The following is a 19,355-nucleotide window of genomic DNA, read 5'->3' as shown; positions in this document are numbered from 1 at the left end:
TGCTCGCGAAGGGGCCAGTCGGGTAGAAAATCGGTTGGAGATCAATCCCGCCGATTACTCCATGCGCCGCTTGGTGTTAAATAGGCGCCAGTCTTAACCTTGTCGCTTATAGCTGTGCAACGAGAACCGATATGAACACCCATTCCAAGAAAAGCACCCGAATTCAAGCAGCGGTGAGCGCATGATCGAAGTCACCGAAGTTTCCATTGCCCAACTGCGTGCCGCGCTCGAGTCCGGCCAGACCACCGCAGTCGAACTGGTGCAAGCTTATCTGGCGCGTATCGATGCCTACGACGGAGCCGACACCGCTACAGCGTTGAATGCCGTGGTCGTGCGCAATCCAGAAGCGTTGAACGAAGCGCAGGCGTCCGATGCCCGTCGTGCCAAAGGCGAAACCCTCGGCCCGCTCGACGGCATTCCTTACACCGCCAAGGACAGCTATCTGGTCAAAGGCCTGACCGCTGCGTCCGGTAGCCCGGCCTTTGTCGATCTGGTCGCCTATCGCGATGCCTTCACCATCGAGCGCCTGCGCGCAGCCGGGGCAATTTGTCTGGGCAAGACCAACATGCCACCGATGGCCAATGGCGGCATGCAACGTGGCGTCTACGGTCGCGCCGAAAGTCCTTACAACGCCGGTTACCTGACCGCGCCGTTTGCTTCCGGCTCGTCGAACGGTGCCGGCACCGCCACTGCCGCGAGTTTCGCCGCGTTCGGTCTGGCAGAAGAAACCTGGTCAAGCGGGCGTGGCCCGGCGTCGAACAATGGTTTGTGCGCCTACACGCCGTCGCGCGGCGTGATTTCGGTGCGTGGCAACTGGCCGTTGACGCCGACCATGGACGTCGTCGTGCCTTACGCACGCACCATGGCCGACCTGCTCGAAGTCCTCGACATCGTCGTCGCCGAAGACCCGGACACCCGTGGCGACCTCTGGCGCCTGCAACCGTGGGTGCCGATCCCGAGCGTCAACGAGGTGCGCCCTGCCGCTTACGCTGATCTGGCCGCCGACGCCAAAGCGCTGGCCGGCAAGCGTTTCGCCGTGCCGCGCATGTTCATCAATGCCGACCCTGAAGCCGGCACCAGCGAAGCCCCGGGCATCGGTGGCCCGACCGGCCAACGCATCAACACCCGCGAATCGGTGATCGATCTGTGGAAGCAGGCGCGTCAGGCCCTTGAAGCGGCCGGTGCCGAAGTCATCGAAACCGACTTCCCGTTGGTCTCCAACTGCGAAGGCGATCGTCCCGGCGCGCCGACCGTGTTCACCCGGGGCCTGGTCTCCAAAGAGTTCCTTCACCATGAGCTGTGGGACCTGACCGCATGGGCGTTCGACGATTTCCTGCAAGCCAATGGCGACCCGAAACTCAATCGTCTGGTCGACGTCGACGGGCCGAAAATCTTCCCGCACGAACCGGGCACCCTGCCTAACCGTGAGGGTGATCTGGTCGCGGGCATGGATGAATACGTGCGCATGGCCGAGCGCGGCATCACGCCGTGGAATGAAATTTCCACAGTGCCCGACGGCCTGCGCGGCCTCGAACAGACCCGGCGCATCGACCTCGAAGACTGGATGGATAAGCTGGGCCTCGACGCCGTGCTGTTCCCGACGGTCGCTGACGTCGGCCCGGCGGACGCGGACGTCAACCCGGAGTCGGCTGACATCGCCTGGAGCAACGGCATCTGGGTGGCCAACGGCAACCTCGCGATCCGTCACCTCGGCGTACCGACCGTCACTGTGCCGATGGGCGTGATGGCCGACATCGGCATGCCGGTCGGTTTGACCTTCGCTGGCCGCGCCTACGACGACTCGAACCTGCTGCGTTTCGCCGCCGCGTTTGAATCGACCGGCAGCAAACGCCAGATCCCGCCGCGTACGCCGCCGTTGGCGTAACGCTTTTAAAACTGTAGGAGTGAGCCTGCTCGCGATGGCGGTGTGTCAGCCTGAATAAACTTGACTGACACGCCGCCATCGCTGGCAAGCCAGCTCCCACAGGTTTCAGTTTCAGTCACAAAATCTACAATCAACCCAAATCCCCTGTGGGAGCGAGCCTGCTCGCGAAAGCGGTGTGTCTGCCGACAGAAATATAGCCTGATGCACCTCCTTCGCGAGCAGGCTCGCTCCCACAGGTTTTGTGTAACCCCGTAAATTCAGCACATCCACTCAATCCCCTGCCCTGCATTCCCGCGATCATCCCAGCCATCTTAATTGCCGCTGGCCACTGACCATGATCGACCGCGCCCCCTCGCGCTTCACCCTGCTCGCGCTGCTCTGCGGTCTGACCACCACCGCCCACGCCAGCGGTTTTTTCGACGATGCCAAAAGCGAAATTCTCAGCCGCAACTTCTACCTGAGCAACGACTATCGCTCGCCCTCAGCGTCCGGCAAAAACTACAAACAGGAATAGGCTCAAGGCTTTATCGGCACCTTCTCATCCGGTTTCACCCCCGGCACAGTCGGTTTCGGCATTGATGCCCACGCCTTTGCCGGACTGAAACTGGACGGCGGCAAGGGGCATTCCGGGACGGGGCTGCTGCCGGTCGACAGCGATGGCCGCAGTGAAAACGACTACTCCAACGCCGGCGGTGCGCTCAAGTTGAAGGCCTCGCGCACCACCCTCGCCTTCGGTGAAATGACCGTGGAAACCCCGGTGTTCGACACCTCCGACAAACGCCTGCAACCGGAGTACGCCACAGGTTTTCTGCTTAACAGCGCCGAGTTTGACCATATCAATCTGGTAGCCGGGCATTTCACCGCGTTCAAAAATCAGGACAGCTCATCCGGCAAAGGCGATTTCTACGGCTATGGCGCCAATACCGAGGCCGGCGGGATCAGTTTTCTCGGTGCTGATCTGTTCAGCGATAGCCCCGTCGGCGGCGCGCTGTACGCCTCAGACCTCAGCGATACCTGGCATCAGTATTACGGCAACCTGCACTTCAAGCAGTCCGGCGTGCTGCTCGACGCCAACCTCTACCACACCCGCGACACCGGCCGAGCGCTGGCCGGCGCCATCGACAACACCGCGTTCAGCCTGTCCGGCAAATACGCCTTCGGCCCCCATGCGGTGATGCTCGGCTGGCAACGAATCAATGGCGACACGCCGTTCGACTTTGTTGGCGGCGACTCGATCTACCTCGCCAACTCGATCAAATACGCCGACTTCAACGGCGCCAACGAACGCTCCTGGCAGGCGCGCTACGACCTCGACCTCGGCGCCTTGGGCATCCCCGGCCTGAGCTTCATGACCCGCTACGTCAGCGGCAGCCACATCGACGGCATCCACGCACCCAAGGGCGGCGCCTACAACCCGTTTGATGCGGACAGCGGCAGTTACCAGCCGCAGCAAGGTGACGGCGGCAAGCACTGGGAACGGGATATCGATTTGAAATACGTCGTGCAGTCGGGCACGGCCAAGGATTTGTCGGTGCAGGTCTCACATGTATCGCACCGAGCCGATGAAGCGCAGGCTGGCGATGACATTGACCGGATTTACGTGGTAATCCAGTACCCACTTGGTTTCTAACCCACCGCCCATCCCGATTTGAAACGCTATCCCGTGTAGGCGTGAGCCTGCTCGCGATAGCGTCTTTTCAGCAACATTCATGCTGACTGACACACCGTTATCGCGAGCAGGCTCCCCCCTACAGGTTTCTGCGTCGATCATCAGGCTGTGTTTACACCGCCGAACCTGTGGGAGCGAGCCTGCTCGCGAAGGGGCCAGTGAAATCAGCGCAAATCGCCTTTTAAACTCAGGGTTCGTAACAGGGACAGACCACGTTTGCACCCAGCCAGTCGCCCGATCTTTTGCTTTTTAAACTCAGGTATTTAAAAGACACCTCCAGACACGCCTTCAAGGCTACACATCCTTGCACCATTGCCTACAGCTACGCCAGAATCCGCCGGCTTGTGCGCCTTGGGCCGGGTCTCTATCGTGGATCGGTCGCTGACAAATCAGCGATCGGGTCTCGCAGCCCGTCGATCTCTGGACGCACAACACCCGCTTGTTTATGGCGGCTGTACGTGGGAGACCTTCGGGTCTGCCGGTTCTAGAGTCCCGGTCTGCGACCCGCGTATAGCTGCCACCTCCTTTTTCGTATCGCAGCGAAATGTGGCAGCTTCATAGACTCTGAGAGCTTCATCATGATCAAACCAACGCCAAACCCACCCGAAACTCATACCCGCGTCGCTGCGCAGGACACTGCTGGGGATCGCGCAATTGATCATGCTCGGCGAACTGGCGTTAAATCGGGTGATGGATAATCTGGAGTTGCCGCAGTAGCGCGCCTCTGTGACACGCCTTGAGTGCTGAGTCGGGGCGGCTGACGCCTTCGCGAGCAGGCTCGCTCCCACAGGGATCGGTGTCGATCACCAGGCTGTGTTCACACCACCGAATCTGTGGGAGCGAGCCTGCTCGCGAAGGCGTCTTCAAAGCCCCCCACATCGCTCAAGCAAGAAAAAGCAAACAACCGCTCGTCGGATACCCCCGCGCACCTGTCAGATCTGACAGGTGCGCAATTTGCCGTTTAGCCGTTCAATCACTCCGTCCCCTTCCCGCACGGAGCCGATGCCATGTCGACGCCTGATCAGCCTCTCGCCCTCACAGAACTCAACATCCCCGGGCGCAGCAAAGACCCGGTATCGCAGGATCCCGACATCTGGGGCATCAACATCGCGGCCGCCCTGGGCAATTTTCCCCTTAATGGTCTGCTGTGCCAGGCAGGGCCGTGGGGCAACATGGCGGAAGGCGACAGGTTGACGATCTTTTGGGGCACCGGGCAGAACGTCTGGGTGGAAACTGTCGACGCGACCGAGGTCAATACGCAGTTGCGCATGTTCGTGCCGTCCCGGCACATGGTCGATGGCCGTTTTGCGGTGTCCTATGTGGTCAAGCCCCTGGGCGGCATGGATCAAGCGTCCGAAGTCATGCAGGTGCTGGTCAAACTCACGCGCCCCGGCGGCGATGACGACAACGATGATGGCGGGCACTCCAAGCTGATCATGACGATTCCCAAGGAGATCGTTGACGGCGGCATCGACAAGGACAACGTCGCCGCTGGCGTGCCGATCAGCATTGGCAAGGCTGACGGCACACCGCCCTACCCCTTCGCGGCGGCGGGCGATGTCTGTCGTCTCAGCTGGGGCGGCATCTACGTGTTCAGTGCTGCGCTGACTCAGGAACAGGCCGAAGGCAAGGCGCCGATCATCATCAGCATCACGGAAGCGATCATCCGAGAGGCCGGTGATGCGGAAACGTCCGGCGTGGCCGTGGTTTTCGAGGTGTACGACTGCGTCTTTAACCGCTCCGAGGACTGGAGTGCCGAGCAACGCATCGTGGTGGCGGTGGATGCAACACGGCTGGGGGCGCCGTTGCTCAAGGAAACACTGAACAACGTGCTGGACGTCGACAAGCTGGGCGACGCCGACGGCACCGTGCAAATCATCGCCACGGATACCAGCAAGTTCACGGTCGGTGACATTCCCTACATCAGGATCAAGGGCACACCGGTCGAAGGGCCACCGATTGATCTGGAAGTAGAAGGCGCGGCGTTGACAAGCGTGCCGAGCGTTACTGACGACAAGGTTCCCAACGCCGTGCTGCGCCAGTTGGCCAAGTCGCAGATCACCTTGTCGTACCGCTTGGAAAAGGCCGACGCATCCCCTGATCTACGTTCCAAAGGCCAATTCATCCGCGCCATCGGCGAAGTCCAACGGCTGGCCGCGCCGAAAATGCTGGACGAGAACTCCGGAGCACTGGATCCCGCACTGCCCCAGGTGCGTGTCGAAATCCCCTTCGACAAATCCTTTGCCGAAGGCCAGGTCCTCAAGATATTCATGCTCGGCACCACGCCAGGCCTCAAGCCCTACCTGCCTGACCTGCCGACGCGCCTTATCACCCGTAACGACATCGTCGCGGCCCAACCGCTGCTGTACAACATCGACGGCAAACACCTGGCCCCGGTCAACGGCGGCAAGGCCGAGTTCTACTACCAGCAATTGATCGCCGAGACGGTGCTCGCCACGCTGGACACATACGAGGCCACCCGCGCCATTCGCGAGTCGATCCACACTGAGATCCTGCAAGTCGGCGAGGCCCGCCTGGAACTGCCGCAACCGGAAGTGGCCGGCGTGGTGAACGGCGTCCTGCCCGCCGACACCGCCGGCACCACCCTGACGGTGGTGTATACCGAGACGGTCAAAGGCGATGAAGTCTTCATGTTCTGGCACGGTTCGATCACCGGCGAATATACCGACTCGATCAAGCTGAGCGAGTTCACCGCCGGACAACCGGTACCCTTCCCCATCGGGGCCGAGCTGATCAAGGGCAATGAAGGCGGATCGGTGATCGCCCGGTACGAGATCAAACGCGCCGCCGGCGGGACGAGTTATGCCGAGCCGTTGAAGTTCGATGTCGGGGTGGCGCTGGATCTCACAGCGCCCGACATCAAGGAAGCGCCTAACGGTACCAGCCTCGACCCGTTTGCCGGCAAAGACACCCTCACCGCCGTGGTCGACTATGTCGGCATGCTGTTGGATGACGAGATCATCGTCACTTTCAGCGGCGCCCCGGGAACACCCGAAGGCGGCTCGCATATCACAGCCCCGTGGACGGTACGTACGTTAGGCGCGCAGGACATTCCGCTTGATAACACTGTGATTGCTTTTAACCTCGGCCAATCGGTGACAGTGAGCTACACCGTGGCTCGCGGCAGCGATGATCCGAAAGACTCGAAAACCCGCACCCTGGCGGTGCTGCCGATAAAAAACGAGGACAATCGGCTGCCCGATCCGGTCATCAATGGCATCACCAGTGCAGAGCTGGATGTCACCACGCTGCCCGGCCAACCGCGCACACGAATTGCCGCGTGGCTGCTTCTCGCACTCAAGCAAACGCTGTGGCTGCGCTATTTTGTGGAAGGCAATCCAACACCAATCAGCACCACCTACAACGGCGCCCTCATCCCACCTGATGGTGTGCCCGGGGGTATGCAACCATATACACCGATGGCCGAACTCAACAAATTGGCAGATGGGGCCAAATTGCGGATCGAGTTCAAGGTTGGTTTCGATGGCAGTACGGATGAAAGCAAAGCGGTAGTTTTCCCATCACGCGTTTATACCGTGAAGGCTGTGAAGGATGTGAAACCGGAAATCACCTCGGTGAAGGACTCCAAAGGCGCAGAAATTGTGCACGACGGTGGTACGGTCGATCCCGTTGTAACCTTGACCGGTACCGCCGCGCCAGACCAGGAGGTCGAGATATTCGAGGGTGCCACCCCAAAGGGCAAGCGTCCGGTCGATGGCACCGGCATCTGGACATACACCGCCACGCTGACCGCCATTGGGACTCGTACGTTCAAGGTCAAAGCAGATTATGGCTCCGGCCAGGAATCAGTCGGCAGAACATTCACGTATTCGAGTGTACTGACCCCTGTTATTACCTCGGTGCAGGACTCCAAAGGAGCGGAAATACCCAATAACACCATTACCCTCGACCCCAACATCAAGCTTACCGGCACCGCGACGTCACGGCTGCATGTCGAGATTTTTGATGGGGCGACGTCGAAAGGCACAGCGCAGGTGAGTGGCTTCACTGGCAAGTGGGAACTGGAAGTGAAAGGCCTGAGCCTGACAGTCCACAACTTCACGGCCAAGGCATTGTATGGCACGGAGCCGGTGTCGGCGGTCAGGACGTTGACCGTCACTGCAGTCATTGTTCCAACGCTCGACAAAGTGCTGGACGATACAGGCGCAGACATTCCTAACGACTACACGACCGAAAGTACCACGCTCAAACTTCAAGGCACCGCCAGCAAAGGCCAGCAAGTGGATATTTTCGAGGGCAGTGAGCCGAGTGCGGAATTCAAAGGAACGGCGACCGCCGATGCGGCGGGTAGCTGGGAGCACCCGATCATCGTGCCGCTGGGAGCACGGCGTTTGTATGCTCAATCTCGATATCACATCGGCACAGTTCATTCAAACATACGCACCCTGAACGTTGTTCCTAAAGATCTTTATGTTGATAACTTCGGCCCCAATACAGAATATAGAGATGGTGAAACACGCCATTTTGAAAAAATCAATGTTACAAGAGTGAATATTAGCGGAACATCAAACATGTGGGCGAGAGACTTATTGAACTCCTCTCCAAATGTTGGTGAGGTAAAAATGGTGATCGGGTTTAAAGGAAGAACCTTCAAACTTCTCAAATTTCATTGCCTGTGCTGGTCACCAAGATTAAATCAAGGCCCGCCAGTTATAACAGGAGTACTGGTACGCATTGACTTTTTCAATGGCACAGAGCTTGTTCATCAATACAATATCAATGGCGATGGAGGTTTGTGGCGAGAGATTACTATTAAACTGCTGGGCGGATTATCATTCGACAGCGTGGAAATAAGGCTTTTCCCTGCAAAAAACCTACACTTCTCAAGTATCCTGATTAACTGGATATTCTGCACAAACGACGTGTAACGAAGCAACTAAACCGGGCCAGACTACGTTTCTCTGGCATTCACAATCAAAAGATCGCAGCCTATGGCAGCTCCTACAGGGATCGGAACAGGAGCTGCCGAGAGGTTGCGATCTTTTGATTTTTGAGTGATGGCGGAAGACAGCCGGAGTCGAACCTGCCCGGGAACGGATGCCGTCCCCAACCGGGTTTGAAGCCCGGCCGCGCCACCGGGCGCGATTGCCTCCCTTTATCTCATTGGGCATCGGCGTTGACCAGCGCGTTGTCGGGGCGGATCTGGCGGGATTCGCCGAGGCGTCGGGTCAGGCCGACGCGTTCGAAATATTCGAGGTACTGAATACAGCGTTTGCGTCCCAAGCCTAGCGCATCGTGGAAGGTTGTCACCTGGATCTGCGAATCTCTCAGGGACGGACCACGCTTGCAGCCAGATAATCGCCCGACTTTTTGTCTTTTACACTGGAGTGTTTAAAAGACACCTCCAGACACGTCTTACAGGCTACACATCCTTGCGCCATTGCCTACAGCTACGCCAGAATCCGCCGGCTTGTGCGCTTTGGGGTCGGGTTCTATTGTGGATCGGTCGCTGACGAATCAGCGATCGGGTTTAGCGACCCGGACCAACTCAGTGCATCAGCGTTCGTGGCTTCGTTGTGGGACTCTTCGCCCGCAATTACGTTATGGCGGCTGTATGCGGGAGACCTTTGGGTCTACCGGTGTGCCTGAGACCGGTTCGCTAACCTGCGTACAGCTGCCACCTTCACCTGTTTAGCGACAGAGAAAGAGTGGCTCCATAAATTCAGGAGCTTCACCATGATCAAACCAACACCCAACCCACCCGAAACCGACCCCACCTCCCCCTACGAATCCCTCGATTCAAAAAAACTCCACGAAGCCGCCGATCGCGCCCTCGACCACTACCTCTGCCCACCGGGCTCCACCCCACCGCCCCGTAAAACCCGCCGGATGTACGCCGTTACCGCGGACTTCAAAAACGAGGAACTGCTGGCCGATGCCAGCGAAACGCTCGCTTCAGCCAGAACCATCGCCCATGACTTCGCCCACCTCATTCCCGCGTCGCAGCGTCGTACTTTGTTGGGGATTGCACAGCTGATCATGCTCGGCGAGTTGGCGGTGAATCGGGTGATGGATAATCTGGAGTTGCCGCAGTAGCGGGCCTCGCGGCAGACTCTGAGTAAGGCGCCGGCAGTGCCGACGCCTTCGCGAGCAGGCTCGCTCCCACTCTGGACTGCGGATGTCTTGAGCAAAACTGGCGGAAGGCAGCCGGAGTCGAACCTGCCCGGGAACGGATGCCGTCCCCATCCGGGTTTGAAGCCCGGCCGCGCCACCGGGCGCGATTGCCTTCCTTTAACTCATTGGGCGTCGGCGTTGGCCAGCGCGTTGTCGGGGCGGATCTGGCGGGATTCGCCGATGCGTCGGGTCAGGCCGACGCGATCAAAATATTCCAGATACTGAATACAGCGTTTGCGTCCCAAGCCTAGCGCATCGCGGAAGGTTGTCACCTGGATCTGCGGATTTTCCTTGGCGAGTTTGAGTAGCACGTTCGCCATTTGGCGCAGTTGTACGTCACTCAGGAACAGATCGCGCACGACTTGATGCATCAAACCGAGTCGCGCCAGTTTGCGCAGTAGCAGGCGTACGACGGCGTCGTCCTGGCCAAGCATTTTCGCGACGTCGCGCACCCACGGCGGGTCGAATCCGGCGTTTTCGAACAACGGTTGCAGCTGCCGCCAGAGGCTTTCGTCCTCGGCATTCAGACGCACCTGATGATGCGGCAAATGCAGCCATGGGCCGCTCGCCTGGATCGATCCGGCCGTCAGCAATTCATCCAGCAAACTCACAAACGTCGCACGCTCCAGCGCCAGACCACTGAAGCGGCGCAGGCGATCACGGTCGGGGCCCATCTGATCAGGCTCATGCTCATGAAACTGCGCGAGTTGCTCCAGCAGGGTGAACTTCAGTTGCGACCAGCGTTGCACGTTGAACAGCACCGAGCCTTGGCGGGTGTCGATCAGGCGGACGTTTTCCGCTAACGACCAGGTTGAGCGCGGGCGATTGAATTGGCGTTCCAGCCGTTGCGGATCGAGGCCGCCGGCGCTGTAGTCGAGTAGCACGGGCAAGAGTTGTTCGAACTCGTTGCCAGAAGCCAAGGTGCGCAGTTGCGCCAGACGTTCGGGGCTGCGGCGTTGTCGTGCCGGGGCGAACGGATCGAGTACCTGGCCACCGCCCAAGGTGCGTTGCGCGCTCTGGTCGCGCAGGATCAGTCGATCGCCCTTCACCGCGTGCACCGGCGCGTTGATCAGCAACTGCGCGAACATGTGCTCGCCGGGACTCAGGCGCGGGCCTTCGAGCAAAGCCACCCGCGCAATGACATCCTGTGTACCCAGATGCACATGCACCGGGTGAAAGTGTTCAAAGGTACGTTCGCCGGGCAGCAGTTGAAACTCGATATCGACCCGCTGCGTCGGGGCATGCAGCCACTCGCTCAGCAACCAATGGCCGCGATGGATCTGCGCCAGTTCAAGGCGTTCGCCGCTCAGGTTCAATGCCACCCGTTGCCCGGCGAAGGCGTGTTCGGCGGGTTGATTCTGCGCGTGCAAGCCGCGCACTCGCACGGTTTTCCCGCAAGGCCCGAGGGTGAGTTTGTCGCCGACAGCAACCGCACCCGACAACGCCGTCCCGGTGACCACGATTCCCGCGCCGGCAACACTGAACGCGCGGTCGATGGCCAGGCGAAATCCGCCTTCGCGACTACGTTGCTGCACTTCTCGTTGCGTTTGCAGCAACGCCAGGCGCAACTCATCGATACCCTGCCCGCTCACGCTCGACGCCGTGAACAGCGGCGCTCCGGCAAACGGCCCCGGTTCCAGCAGATCGAGAATCTGGCGCTGTACCTCTTCCAACCTGCCCGCCTGAACCCGGTCGCATTTGGTGATCGCCACCAAGGCGCGGGGAATGCCGAGCAATTCAACAATCGCCAGATGTTCACGGGTCTGCGGCATCACGCCGTCGTCCGCCGCGACCACCAGCAACACCAGATCAATGCCTTGCGCGCCGGCGAGCATGTTGTGGGTGAATTTCTCGTGGCCGGGGACGTCGATAAACCCGGTCAGCCCCGCGCCCGGTTGCAGTTCGGCATAGAGATAGCCAAGGTCGATGGTCATGCCGCGTTCGCGTTCCTGCGGGCGGCGGTCGCCGGTTTGTCCGGTCAGGGCCTGCAGCAGCGACGTCTTGCCGTGGTCGATGTGCCCCGCCGTGCCGACGATCACGGCTCGACCTGCAGGTGCGGCAATTGCCCGAGCCACGCCGGCTCATCGTCGAGCTGACGCAAATCCAGCCACAGCGCATCGTCGTCGATGCGCCCGAGCACCGGGATCGGTAAGGCCCGCAACGCCGCTTCCAGATTCAGCAGGCAACGCCCGCGCAAACGCTTGGAGACTTGCGGGCGCATACACAATGCCGCACTCGGCAAACGCGCGACCGGTTGGCTGCCACTGCCGATCATGCCCAATGCCTCAACTGCGCTGACCTGCCACAGCGAACCCAAGACTTCAGCCAACGCCGGTTGCAGCCGTGAAGCCTGGGCGAAGATGTCAGCCTGCGGGCGAGTCAACAAACGCAAACTCGGCAAACGTTCAGCCAGTCGATCCGGATCGCGATACAAACCCAGCACCGCCTCCAGCGCGGCCAAGGTCAACTTGTCCACCCGCAGCGCGCGTTTCAGCGGGTTTTTCTTGATCTTCGCGATCAGCTCTTTGCGCCCGACGATCAACCCGGCCTGCGGGCCGCCGAGCAGTTTGTCGCCGCTGAACGTGACGATGTCCGCGCCATCCAGCAGCGCTTGCCGCACCGTCGGCTCTGCCGGCAAACCCCAACGGGTCAAGTCCAAAAGACTGCCGCTGCCCAGATCCTCCAGCAGCGGCAAACCATTTCGGTGGGCCAACTCGGCCAGTTCCGCAGTCGGCACCCGCGCGGTAAAACCCTCGATGCAGTAGTTGCTCGCATGCACGCGCATGATCAAACCGCTGCGTGGGCTGATCGCCGCTTCGTAGTCGCGGGCATGGGTGCGATTGGTCGTGCCGACTTCGTGCAGGCGCACACCGGCGCGGGCCATGATGTCGGGGATGCGGAAGGCGCCGCCGATTTCGATCAGCTCGCCACGGGAAATGATGCCTTCCTTGCGCGCGCCCAGGCTGTTGAGCGTCAGCAGTACGGCAGCGGCATTGTTGTTGACCACGGTGACGGCTTCGGCGCCGGTCAGCTCGCGGATCAGGCCTTCGATGAGGTCATCGCGATCACCGCGTTTGCCGCTGGCCAGATCGAATTCCAGATTGAGCGGATAACGCGCGGCCATTTGCACCGCGTCGATGGCTTCTTCGGGCAACAGGGCGCGACCGAGGTTGGTGTGCAGCACCGTGCCGGTGAGGTTGAACACTCGGCGCACATGGCTGCGTTGTTGCTGGGCCAGGCGTTCACCGACGCGGCCGGCAAGGACTTCGGCGCCGATTTCAACGGCGGCCAACTGCCCGCTCAACACGCCGGGCCGCAGCTCATCGAGCAGCTGACGCAGCCCCGTCAGTAACGAATCCCGGCCGTAACGCTCGGCCAACGGCGCACACGCCGGGTGACGCAACAACCCGTCAATAGACGGCAACCGCAGGGCAACGCTGGAAGACATCAGCCACTCCTGATTCCACTGAAACAGCCCCTTCGGGAACAAGCTCCCTCCCACAAGGGTTTCAGAAGTGTAGACGCACTGTGGGAGCGAGCCTGCTCGCGAAAGCGCTGTGCCAGTTAGTGTGGATGTGACTGACCTCAAGCCTTCGCGAGCAGGCTCGCTCCCACATTGTTTTGGGGCGGCCTGCAAAATGAGTGCATGCAACCAATCCCTGCTCGCGAAGGCGGTAAGTCAGTCAAAGCTGATGTGGCTGAAATGGCCCCTTCGGGAGCAGGCTCCCTCCCACAGTTTTGCTCTCGTCATTCGTCTCCCGGAGCCAGCAACAGATTCGGCGCCAGACGCTGATAACCGTCCTGGGCCAGACGCATGTCCAGCAGCATACTGCTCAAATCTGCCGACAACGCCTCGGCGTCGGCATCGTTTTCCAGATACACCAGTTTCAGATAACTGTTGCAGCCCGGACAGACTTCCGCCCTTATCGGCGCCTGATTGGCCGCATGGCGATCGTCCTCAAGGCTGAAATAATCCAGACCCTTACTCGACTCGCAATACACGCATTTGACCCGCACCACATGCCATTCGCAGGCACACAGCGAACACACCAGATAACGCAAACCGTTGTGCTTGCCGCGATGGCGGATGACCCCGGCCATCGCCGGAGAACCGCACGCCGGGCATTGGCTGAGGCTGTCACCCGGTTTGAGTTGCAGATTCGGTGCGCTGAGTAGCCAGTGACTCCACGCCACTTGCAGCGCCGCACCGAGAAACGGCACCAGTTGCGCGGGCACCATTGAGTATTGGCCACTGACCAGCGCCACCGCCCACGCGCGTAACTGGCCGGAACTGGCGACCCGCAACGTCGTCACCGCATCAATGACGGCAGGTTGCTCAGCAGGTTCATAACGTTGCAGCAAAGCTTCAAGGTAAGCCTGCCAGCCCTCCTCACGCACCAACGTGTCCGCCGCGAACGGCGGCAAACCATGCTGCTGACAAGCTTCAATCCGCTGCTGATCGAACGGCGCTGTCAGCGGTGGATCGTCAAACACCTGCTGCTGCACCCGGCACAACCCGGCAATCAGCCGCAGGTACTCAGCCAGCGCATGCCCCTCGGCCAATTGCTCCAGTCGAGCGGCCCGTAGGGTAAACAGGTTATGCGGCGGCAGATGCAGAAACGGCGGCGAACTGGCCGCCGCTTCGATTTCCCCAGGTTCCAGAATGGTTGGCAAAAGTCAGCCCTTTTTAGTGATCGGTCGCTCCGGCACGTCCGGTTGGCGTTCATCGCGGGTGACGTCGCGATACCAGAGTTCATGGTGTTTCTTCGCCCAGGCGCGGCTGACCCAGCCGTGCATCATCGCGTCCACCGAACCCTTGATCCACAGCCCGGCGTAGATGTGAATGATGATGCTCAGCACCAGAATGAAGCCGGCCAGCGCATGCAGCAGCATCGCCCAGCGGATCACGGTGATGCCGAAATACGCACTGAACCAGGCGCGCCAGATCACCAGCCCGGTGAACAGCAAACCGAGCATGCACAGGAGTAAAGTCCAGAACAGCAGCTTCTGCCCGGCGTTGTATTTGCCTACCGGCGGCACGCTTTCTTCATCGTTGACCATCACCCGATTGATCCGCCGCAGCCACCGCCGGTCATTGGCGATGAAGAAATTGCTGCGCCAGAAGCTGAACACCAAGCCAAGGAACAACACGAACATGGCGATGCCCATGTACGGATGCAGAATCCGTGTCCACGGCCCGCCGCCGAACAGGTTGCTCAGCCAGAACAGCGACGGATGAAACAACGCCAACCCGGACAGCCCGGCCATGAAAAACAGGATCGCCACCAGCCAGTGATTGGTGCGCTGGTTGGCGGTGTAACGCAGGATCGTCTTGTTGCTCATGGCCGGTCCTCCCCGCGTGGATCGAAGGTGTGCACCGCCGGATCGACGACGTGCACCGAGGTGTCGGGTGGCGCCGGATGCTCATCCTCTTCAACCCGGTTCGGGCCGATGCGCACGTAATGGAAGAACCCGGCCAGCACCGCCGCGCCCATGGCCAACAGACCCAGCGGTTTGCTGATGCCTTTCCACAAGCCCACCAACGGACTGATCGCCGGATCCTGCGGCAGGTTGGCGTAAATGGTCGGCGTGTCTGCGTGGTGCAACACGTACATCACATGCGTGCCGCCAACACCGGCGGGGTCATACAGACCGGCGTTTTCAAAGCCACGGCTTTTCAGGTCAACAATGCGTTCGGCGGCGTGTTCCTTCATGTCTTCCTTGGTGCCGAAAACAATGGCGCCGGTCGGGCAGGTTTTCACGCAGGCCGGTTCCAGCCCTACCGCGACCCGATCCGAACACAAGGTGCATTTGTAGGCCTTGTGGTCTTTCTGCGAAATACGCGGGATGTTGAACGGGCAACCGGTGATGCAGTAGCCGCAGCCGATGCAGTGATCCTGATCGAAATCGACGATGCCGTTGGCGTGCTTGATAATCGCGCCGGGACTCGGGCACGCCGCCAGACAACCGGGCTCGGCGCAGTGCATGCAGCCGTCCTTGCGGATCAGCCATTCGAGGTTGCCAGCATCGGTTTCGTGCTCAGTAAAGCGCATCAACGTCCAGGTTTCTGCGCTCAAGTCTTGCGGGTTGTCGTAGGTGCCGTGGTTGTGGCCGACCTCGTCGCGCAGCTCGTTCCATTCCGAGCAGGCGACCTGACAGGCCTTGCAGCCGATGCATTTGGTGGTGTCGATCAGCTTGGCCACCGCCTCCTGATTCCTCACCGACGGCGGCACGGTGGTGGTGGCCGAGCGGGCAATGATGTCTTGGCTGGCCATTTAAAGATTCTCCATCAGAGCTTCTCCACGTTGACCAGGAATGACTTGGATTCCGGGGTCTGTGTATTGCCATCGCCGAGGAACGGCACCAGGGTGTTGGTCAGGTAACCGTGACGCGTCAGGCCGGTGAAGCCCCAGTGCAGCGGGATGCCGATCTGATGCACGACCTGGCCGTTGACCTGCAGCGGCCGGATCCTTTTTGTCACCACCGCCACCGCTTCGATAAAGCCGCGTTTGCAACTGACCCGCACTCGATCTCCGGCAGCAATGCCCTTCTCTTTCGCCAACACTTCGCCGATTTCCACGAACTGCTCAGGCTGGGCAATCGCGTTCAACTTGCAGTGCTTGCTCCAGAAGTGGAAATGCTCGGTGAGCCGGTAACTGGTGCCGGCGTACGGGAAGTCCTTGGCCTCGCCGAGGGTTTCCCAGACCGAATCGAAGATCCGCGCCGCCGGGTTGCTGGTGGCTTTCTTGTTTTGCGGGTGCAGCGGGTTGATGCCGATCGGCGTTTCGAACGGCTCGTAGTGCTCGGGGAATGGCCCCTCGTTCATCTTGTCGACGGCGAAGAACCGCGCCACGCCTTCGGGGTTCATGATGAACGGGTTCATCCCGGCTTCCGGTGGCACGTCAGCCTTGTAGTCCGGCACATCGGTGCCGCCCCAGGCCTTGCCGTTCCACCAGACCAGACGTTTTTTCGGATCCCACGGTTTGCCGGCGACATCTGCCGAAGCGCGGTTGTAGAGAATCCGCCGATTGGCCGGCCAGGCCCACGCCCAGCCCAGATGCTGGTGCATGCCGAACGGATCGCTGTTGTCGCGGCGGGCCATCTGGTTACCGGCCTCGGTCCAGCTGCCGGCAAAGATCCAGCAGCCGGACGCGGTGCTGCCGTCATCCTTGAGCAAGCCGAATCCGGCCAGTTGCGAGCCGGCCTTCACCGCAACGCCTGCGGCATCGGTGAAATCCGCCACGGCGCTGCCGTTGATTTCCTTGGCCAATTCCTCTGGCGAAGGCTCGTCAGGGATCTTGTACGGCCATGTCAGTTTCAGCAGCGGATCGGGGAATTTGCCGCCCTCGGCCTGATAGCGCTTGCGCAGGCGCAGGAACAATTCGCTCATGATGCGAATGTCGGTCTGCGCTTCGCCGGGGCCGTCGGCACCCTTCCAGTGCCATTGCAGCCAGCGACTGCTGTTGACCAGCGAGCCGTCCTCTTCGGCAAAACAAGTGGTCGGCAGGCGAATGACTTCGGTCTGGATTTCGTCGGTTTTCACATCGTTGTACGGCCCGACGTTGTGCCAGAACTCCGAGGTTTCGGTGGCCAGCGGGTCCATCACCACCAGCCATTTCAGCTTGGCCAGTGCGCCCATCACGCGGTTCTTGTCCGGCAGCGCGGCGATCGGGTTGAAGCCCTGGCAGAAATAGCCGTTGACCTTGCCCTGGCTCATCAGGTCGAACATCTTCAGGACGTCGTAGTTGGGGATGTCGAGTTTCGGCAAATGGTCGTAGCACCAATTGTTCTCGACGGTGGCGTTGGCGCCGTACCACGACTTCATCAGGCTGACGTGGAATTTGCTGTAGTTCTGCCAGTACGACAGTTGCCCCGGGCGCAGCGGTACTTGCGTGCGTTTATGGATGAAGGCGTTGTAGTCCTGCTCGCTGTCCTGACCCAAGGTCAGATAGCCCGGCAGCGCATTCGAAAGCAGGCCGAGATCAGTCAGGCCCTGAATATTCGAGTGACCGCGCAAGGCGTTGACGCCGCCACCGGGCATGCCGACGTTGCCCAGCAGCAGTTGCACCATCGCCGCGCTGCGAATGATCTGCGCGCCGATCGAGTGCTGGGTCCAGCCGAGGGCGTAGAGAATCGTCATGGTCTTGCCCGGTGTCGAGCAGGTGGCGATTTCTTCCCAGATTTTCTGCATGGCGTCGACCGGCATGCCGCAAATCTGGCTGGCGAGGTCGATGTTGTAGCGGCTGTAATGCACCTTCATCAATTGATAGACACAGCGCGGGTCTTGCAGGGTCGGGTCGACTTTGGCAAAGCCGTCGTCGCCCAGTTCGTAACCCCAGCCGGACTTGTCGGTGTAGCTGCGCTTGGCCACGTCGTAGCCGCTGAAAATCCCGTCTTCAAAGCCATAGCCGGCTTTGACGATGAACGACACGTCGGTGTAGTTGCGCACGTATTCGTGCTGGATCTTGTCCTCGGTCAGCAGGTAATTGATCAGGCCGCCCATGAAGGCGATGTCGGTGCCGGTGCGGATCGGCGCGTAGTAGTCGGCCACCGAAGCGGTCCGGGTAAAACGCGGATCAACCACGATCAGCCGCGCAGCGTTGTGCGCTTTGGCCTCGGTCACCCATTTGAAGCCGCACGGATGCGCTTCTGCTGCGTTGCCGCCCATCACCAGGATCAGATTCGCGTTGGCGATATCGGTCCAGGTATTGGTCATGGCACCACGGCCGTACGTCGGGGCAAGACTTGCCACCGTCGGGCCGTGTCAGACACGCGCCTGGTTATCGAACCCCAGCATGCCGAGACTGCGAATCACCTTCTGGGTGATGTAACCGGCTTCGTTGGACGCCGCCGATGCCGCGAGAAAACCGGTGCTCAGCCAGCGATTCACCGTTTGCCCGTTGGCATTTTTCTCGATGAAGTTGGCATCGCGGTCGGTTTTCATCAGGTCGACGATGCGGTCGAGCGCTTCGTCCCAACTGATCCGCGTCCATTCGCTGCTGCCCGGTTTGCGGGTTTGCGGGTAGAGCAAACGGCCGGGGCTGTGAATGAAGTCGAGCAGGCCTGCGCCTTTCGGGCAGAGGGTGCCACGGTTGACCGGGTGGTCGGCGTCGCCCTCGATGTGAATGATGCTTTGCGCTACGTTCTTCGCGGTATCGCCCTGGCTGTACATGATCAAACCGCAACCGACCGAGCAATACGGGCAGGTGTTGCGGGTTTCATGGGTGTGGGCAAGCTTGAAGTGGCGCACCTGCTCGGCGAAGGCTTGCGTCGGGGCCATGCCCAACGCGCCCAGGCTCGAGCCTGCAAGGCCGATACCGGCGACCTTGAAGAACTGACGACGGCTGAGATCCATCGTGCACTCCTGATCAGGTGGAACCCGGTACTTGTGCCGGGTTTTATCTGGACAATCACGGTTGCGGCAAACATCTGCCGACCTTTTCACTGTAGACAATGACCACACGATCTGTGTGAAAACCGACCGTCGGCGACAATCGGTCATGCACTGGAAAACCTGTGGGAGCGAGCCTGCTCGCGAAGAGGCCCTTTCAGTTAAGACAAATATTGACTGACACACCGCCTTCGCGAGCAGGCTCGCTCCCACAGGTTTTGTGTGCTCCTGCACGGCCATGGGCTTATCATGCC

At 60.4% G+C, this 19,355-nt stretch carries 9 protein-coding genes, 2 tRNA genes and 3 pseudogenes; 5 read left to right on the top strand and 9 right to left on the bottom strand.

Translation table 11 applies throughout. The features are described 5' to 3' along the window. Window positions 1-181 precede the first annotated feature (181 nt). From HU718_RS14925 to HU718_RS14915, 4 genes and pseudogenes are all read left to right on the top strand, one after another. Entirely contained in the window at window positions 182-1,885 is a 1,704-nt protein-coding gene (locus tag HU718_RS14925; RefSeq protein WP_186615253.1) for an amidase, read from the top strand. Window positions 1,886-2,219: 334 nt separating this feature from the next. Further along, window positions 2,220-3,515: pseudogene (locus HU718_RS14920) on the top strand (OprD family porin). Between the two features lie 648 nt (window positions 3,516-4,163). After that, window positions 4,164-4,271: pseudogene (locus tag HU718_RS29995) on the top strand (DUF6124 family protein); the annotation flags it as partial. A gap of 290 nt (window positions 4,272-4,561) precedes the next feature. Then, the gene (locus HU718_RS14915) at window positions 4,562-8,464 is read left to right on the top strand and encodes a hypothetical protein (protein WP_217868226.1); all 3,903 of its coding nucleotides are present in this window, start codon (window positions 4,562-4,564) and stop codon (window positions 8,462-8,464) included. A gap of 130 nt (window positions 8,465-8,594) precedes the next feature. Here HU718_RS14915 and HU718_RS14910 read toward each other — a convergent pair. Both HU718_RS14910 and HU718_RS14905 read right to left on the bottom strand, forming a co-directional pair. Continuing rightward, window positions 8,595-8,690, bottom strand: a tRNA-Sec gene (locus HU718_RS14910). 6 nt (window positions 8,691-8,696) lie between these two features. Then, window positions 8,697-8,855 (bottom strand): annotated as a pseudogene (locus tag HU718_RS14905) (SelB domain-containing protein); the annotation flags it as partial. A 417-nt stretch (window positions 8,856-9,272) separates the two neighbouring features. On the opposite strand from HU718_RS14905, the gene HU718_RS14900 reads away from it, so the two are divergent. Then, on the top strand, window positions 9,273-9,632 hold the full coding sequence (locus tag HU718_RS14900) for a DUF6124 family protein (RefSeq protein WP_102900463.1): 360 nt from the start codon (window positions 9,273-9,275) through the stop codon (window positions 9,630-9,632). 98 nt (window positions 9,633-9,730) lie between these two features. Here HU718_RS14900 and HU718_RS14895 read toward each other — a convergent pair. From HU718_RS14895 to fdnG, 7 genes are all read right to left on the bottom strand, one after another. Then, a tRNA-Sec gene (locus HU718_RS14895) sits at window positions 9,731-9,826 on the bottom strand. A gap of 6 nt (window positions 9,827-9,832) precedes the next feature. Then, window positions 9,833-11,749: a selenocysteine-specific translation elongation factor gene (gene selB / locus HU718_RS14890; RefSeq protein WP_186616717.1), complete on the bottom strand. Its 1,917-nt coding sequence runs from the start codon at window positions 11,747-11,749 to the stop codon at window positions 9,833-9,835. Further along, window positions 11,746-13,158 (bottom strand): L-seryl-tRNA(Sec) selenium transferase, encoded by a 1,413-nt coding sequence (gene selA / locus HU718_RS14885; RefSeq protein ID WP_186616709.1) that lies wholly within the window; start codon window positions 13,156-13,158, stop codon window positions 11,746-11,748. Before selA ends, selB begins: the two co-directional genes overlap by 4 nt. A gap of 299 nt (window positions 13,159-13,457) precedes the next feature. After that, window positions 13,458-14,384, bottom strand: a complete 927-nt coding sequence (fdhE, locus tag HU718_RS14880; protein ID WP_186616710.1) for a formate dehydrogenase accessory protein FdhE — start codon at window positions 14,382-14,384, stop codon at window positions 13,458-13,460. A gap of 3 nt (window positions 14,385-14,387) precedes the next feature. Beyond that, window positions 14,388-15,053: a formate dehydrogenase subunit gamma gene (locus HU718_RS14875; protein ID WP_186616711.1), complete on the bottom strand. Its 666-nt coding sequence runs from the start codon at window positions 15,051-15,053 to the stop codon at window positions 14,388-14,390. Next, a complete protein-coding gene (fdxH, locus tag HU718_RS14870) occupies window positions 15,050-15,985 on the bottom strand; it encodes a formate dehydrogenase subunit beta (RefSeq protein ID WP_110719271.1) in 936 nt (311 codons plus the stop codon). Before fdxH ends, HU718_RS14875 begins: the two co-directional genes overlap by 4 nt. Before the next feature lie 14 nt (window positions 15,986-15,999). Beyond that, entirely contained in the window at window positions 16,000-19,065 is a 3,066-nt protein-coding gene (gene fdnG, locus HU718_RS14865) for a formate dehydrogenase-N subunit alpha (protein ID WP_186616712.1), read from the bottom strand. Window positions 19,066-19,355 lie beyond the last annotated feature (290 nt).

The organism is Pseudomonas tensinigenes, from assembly GCF_014268445.2.
Lineage (GTDB): Bacteria > Pseudomonadota > Gammaproteobacteria > Pseudomonadales > Pseudomonadaceae > Aquipseudomonas > Aquipseudomonas tensinigenes.
Note: the sequence above shows the minus strand (reverse complement) of the source record. Positions and strands in the feature narration are given on the sequence as shown.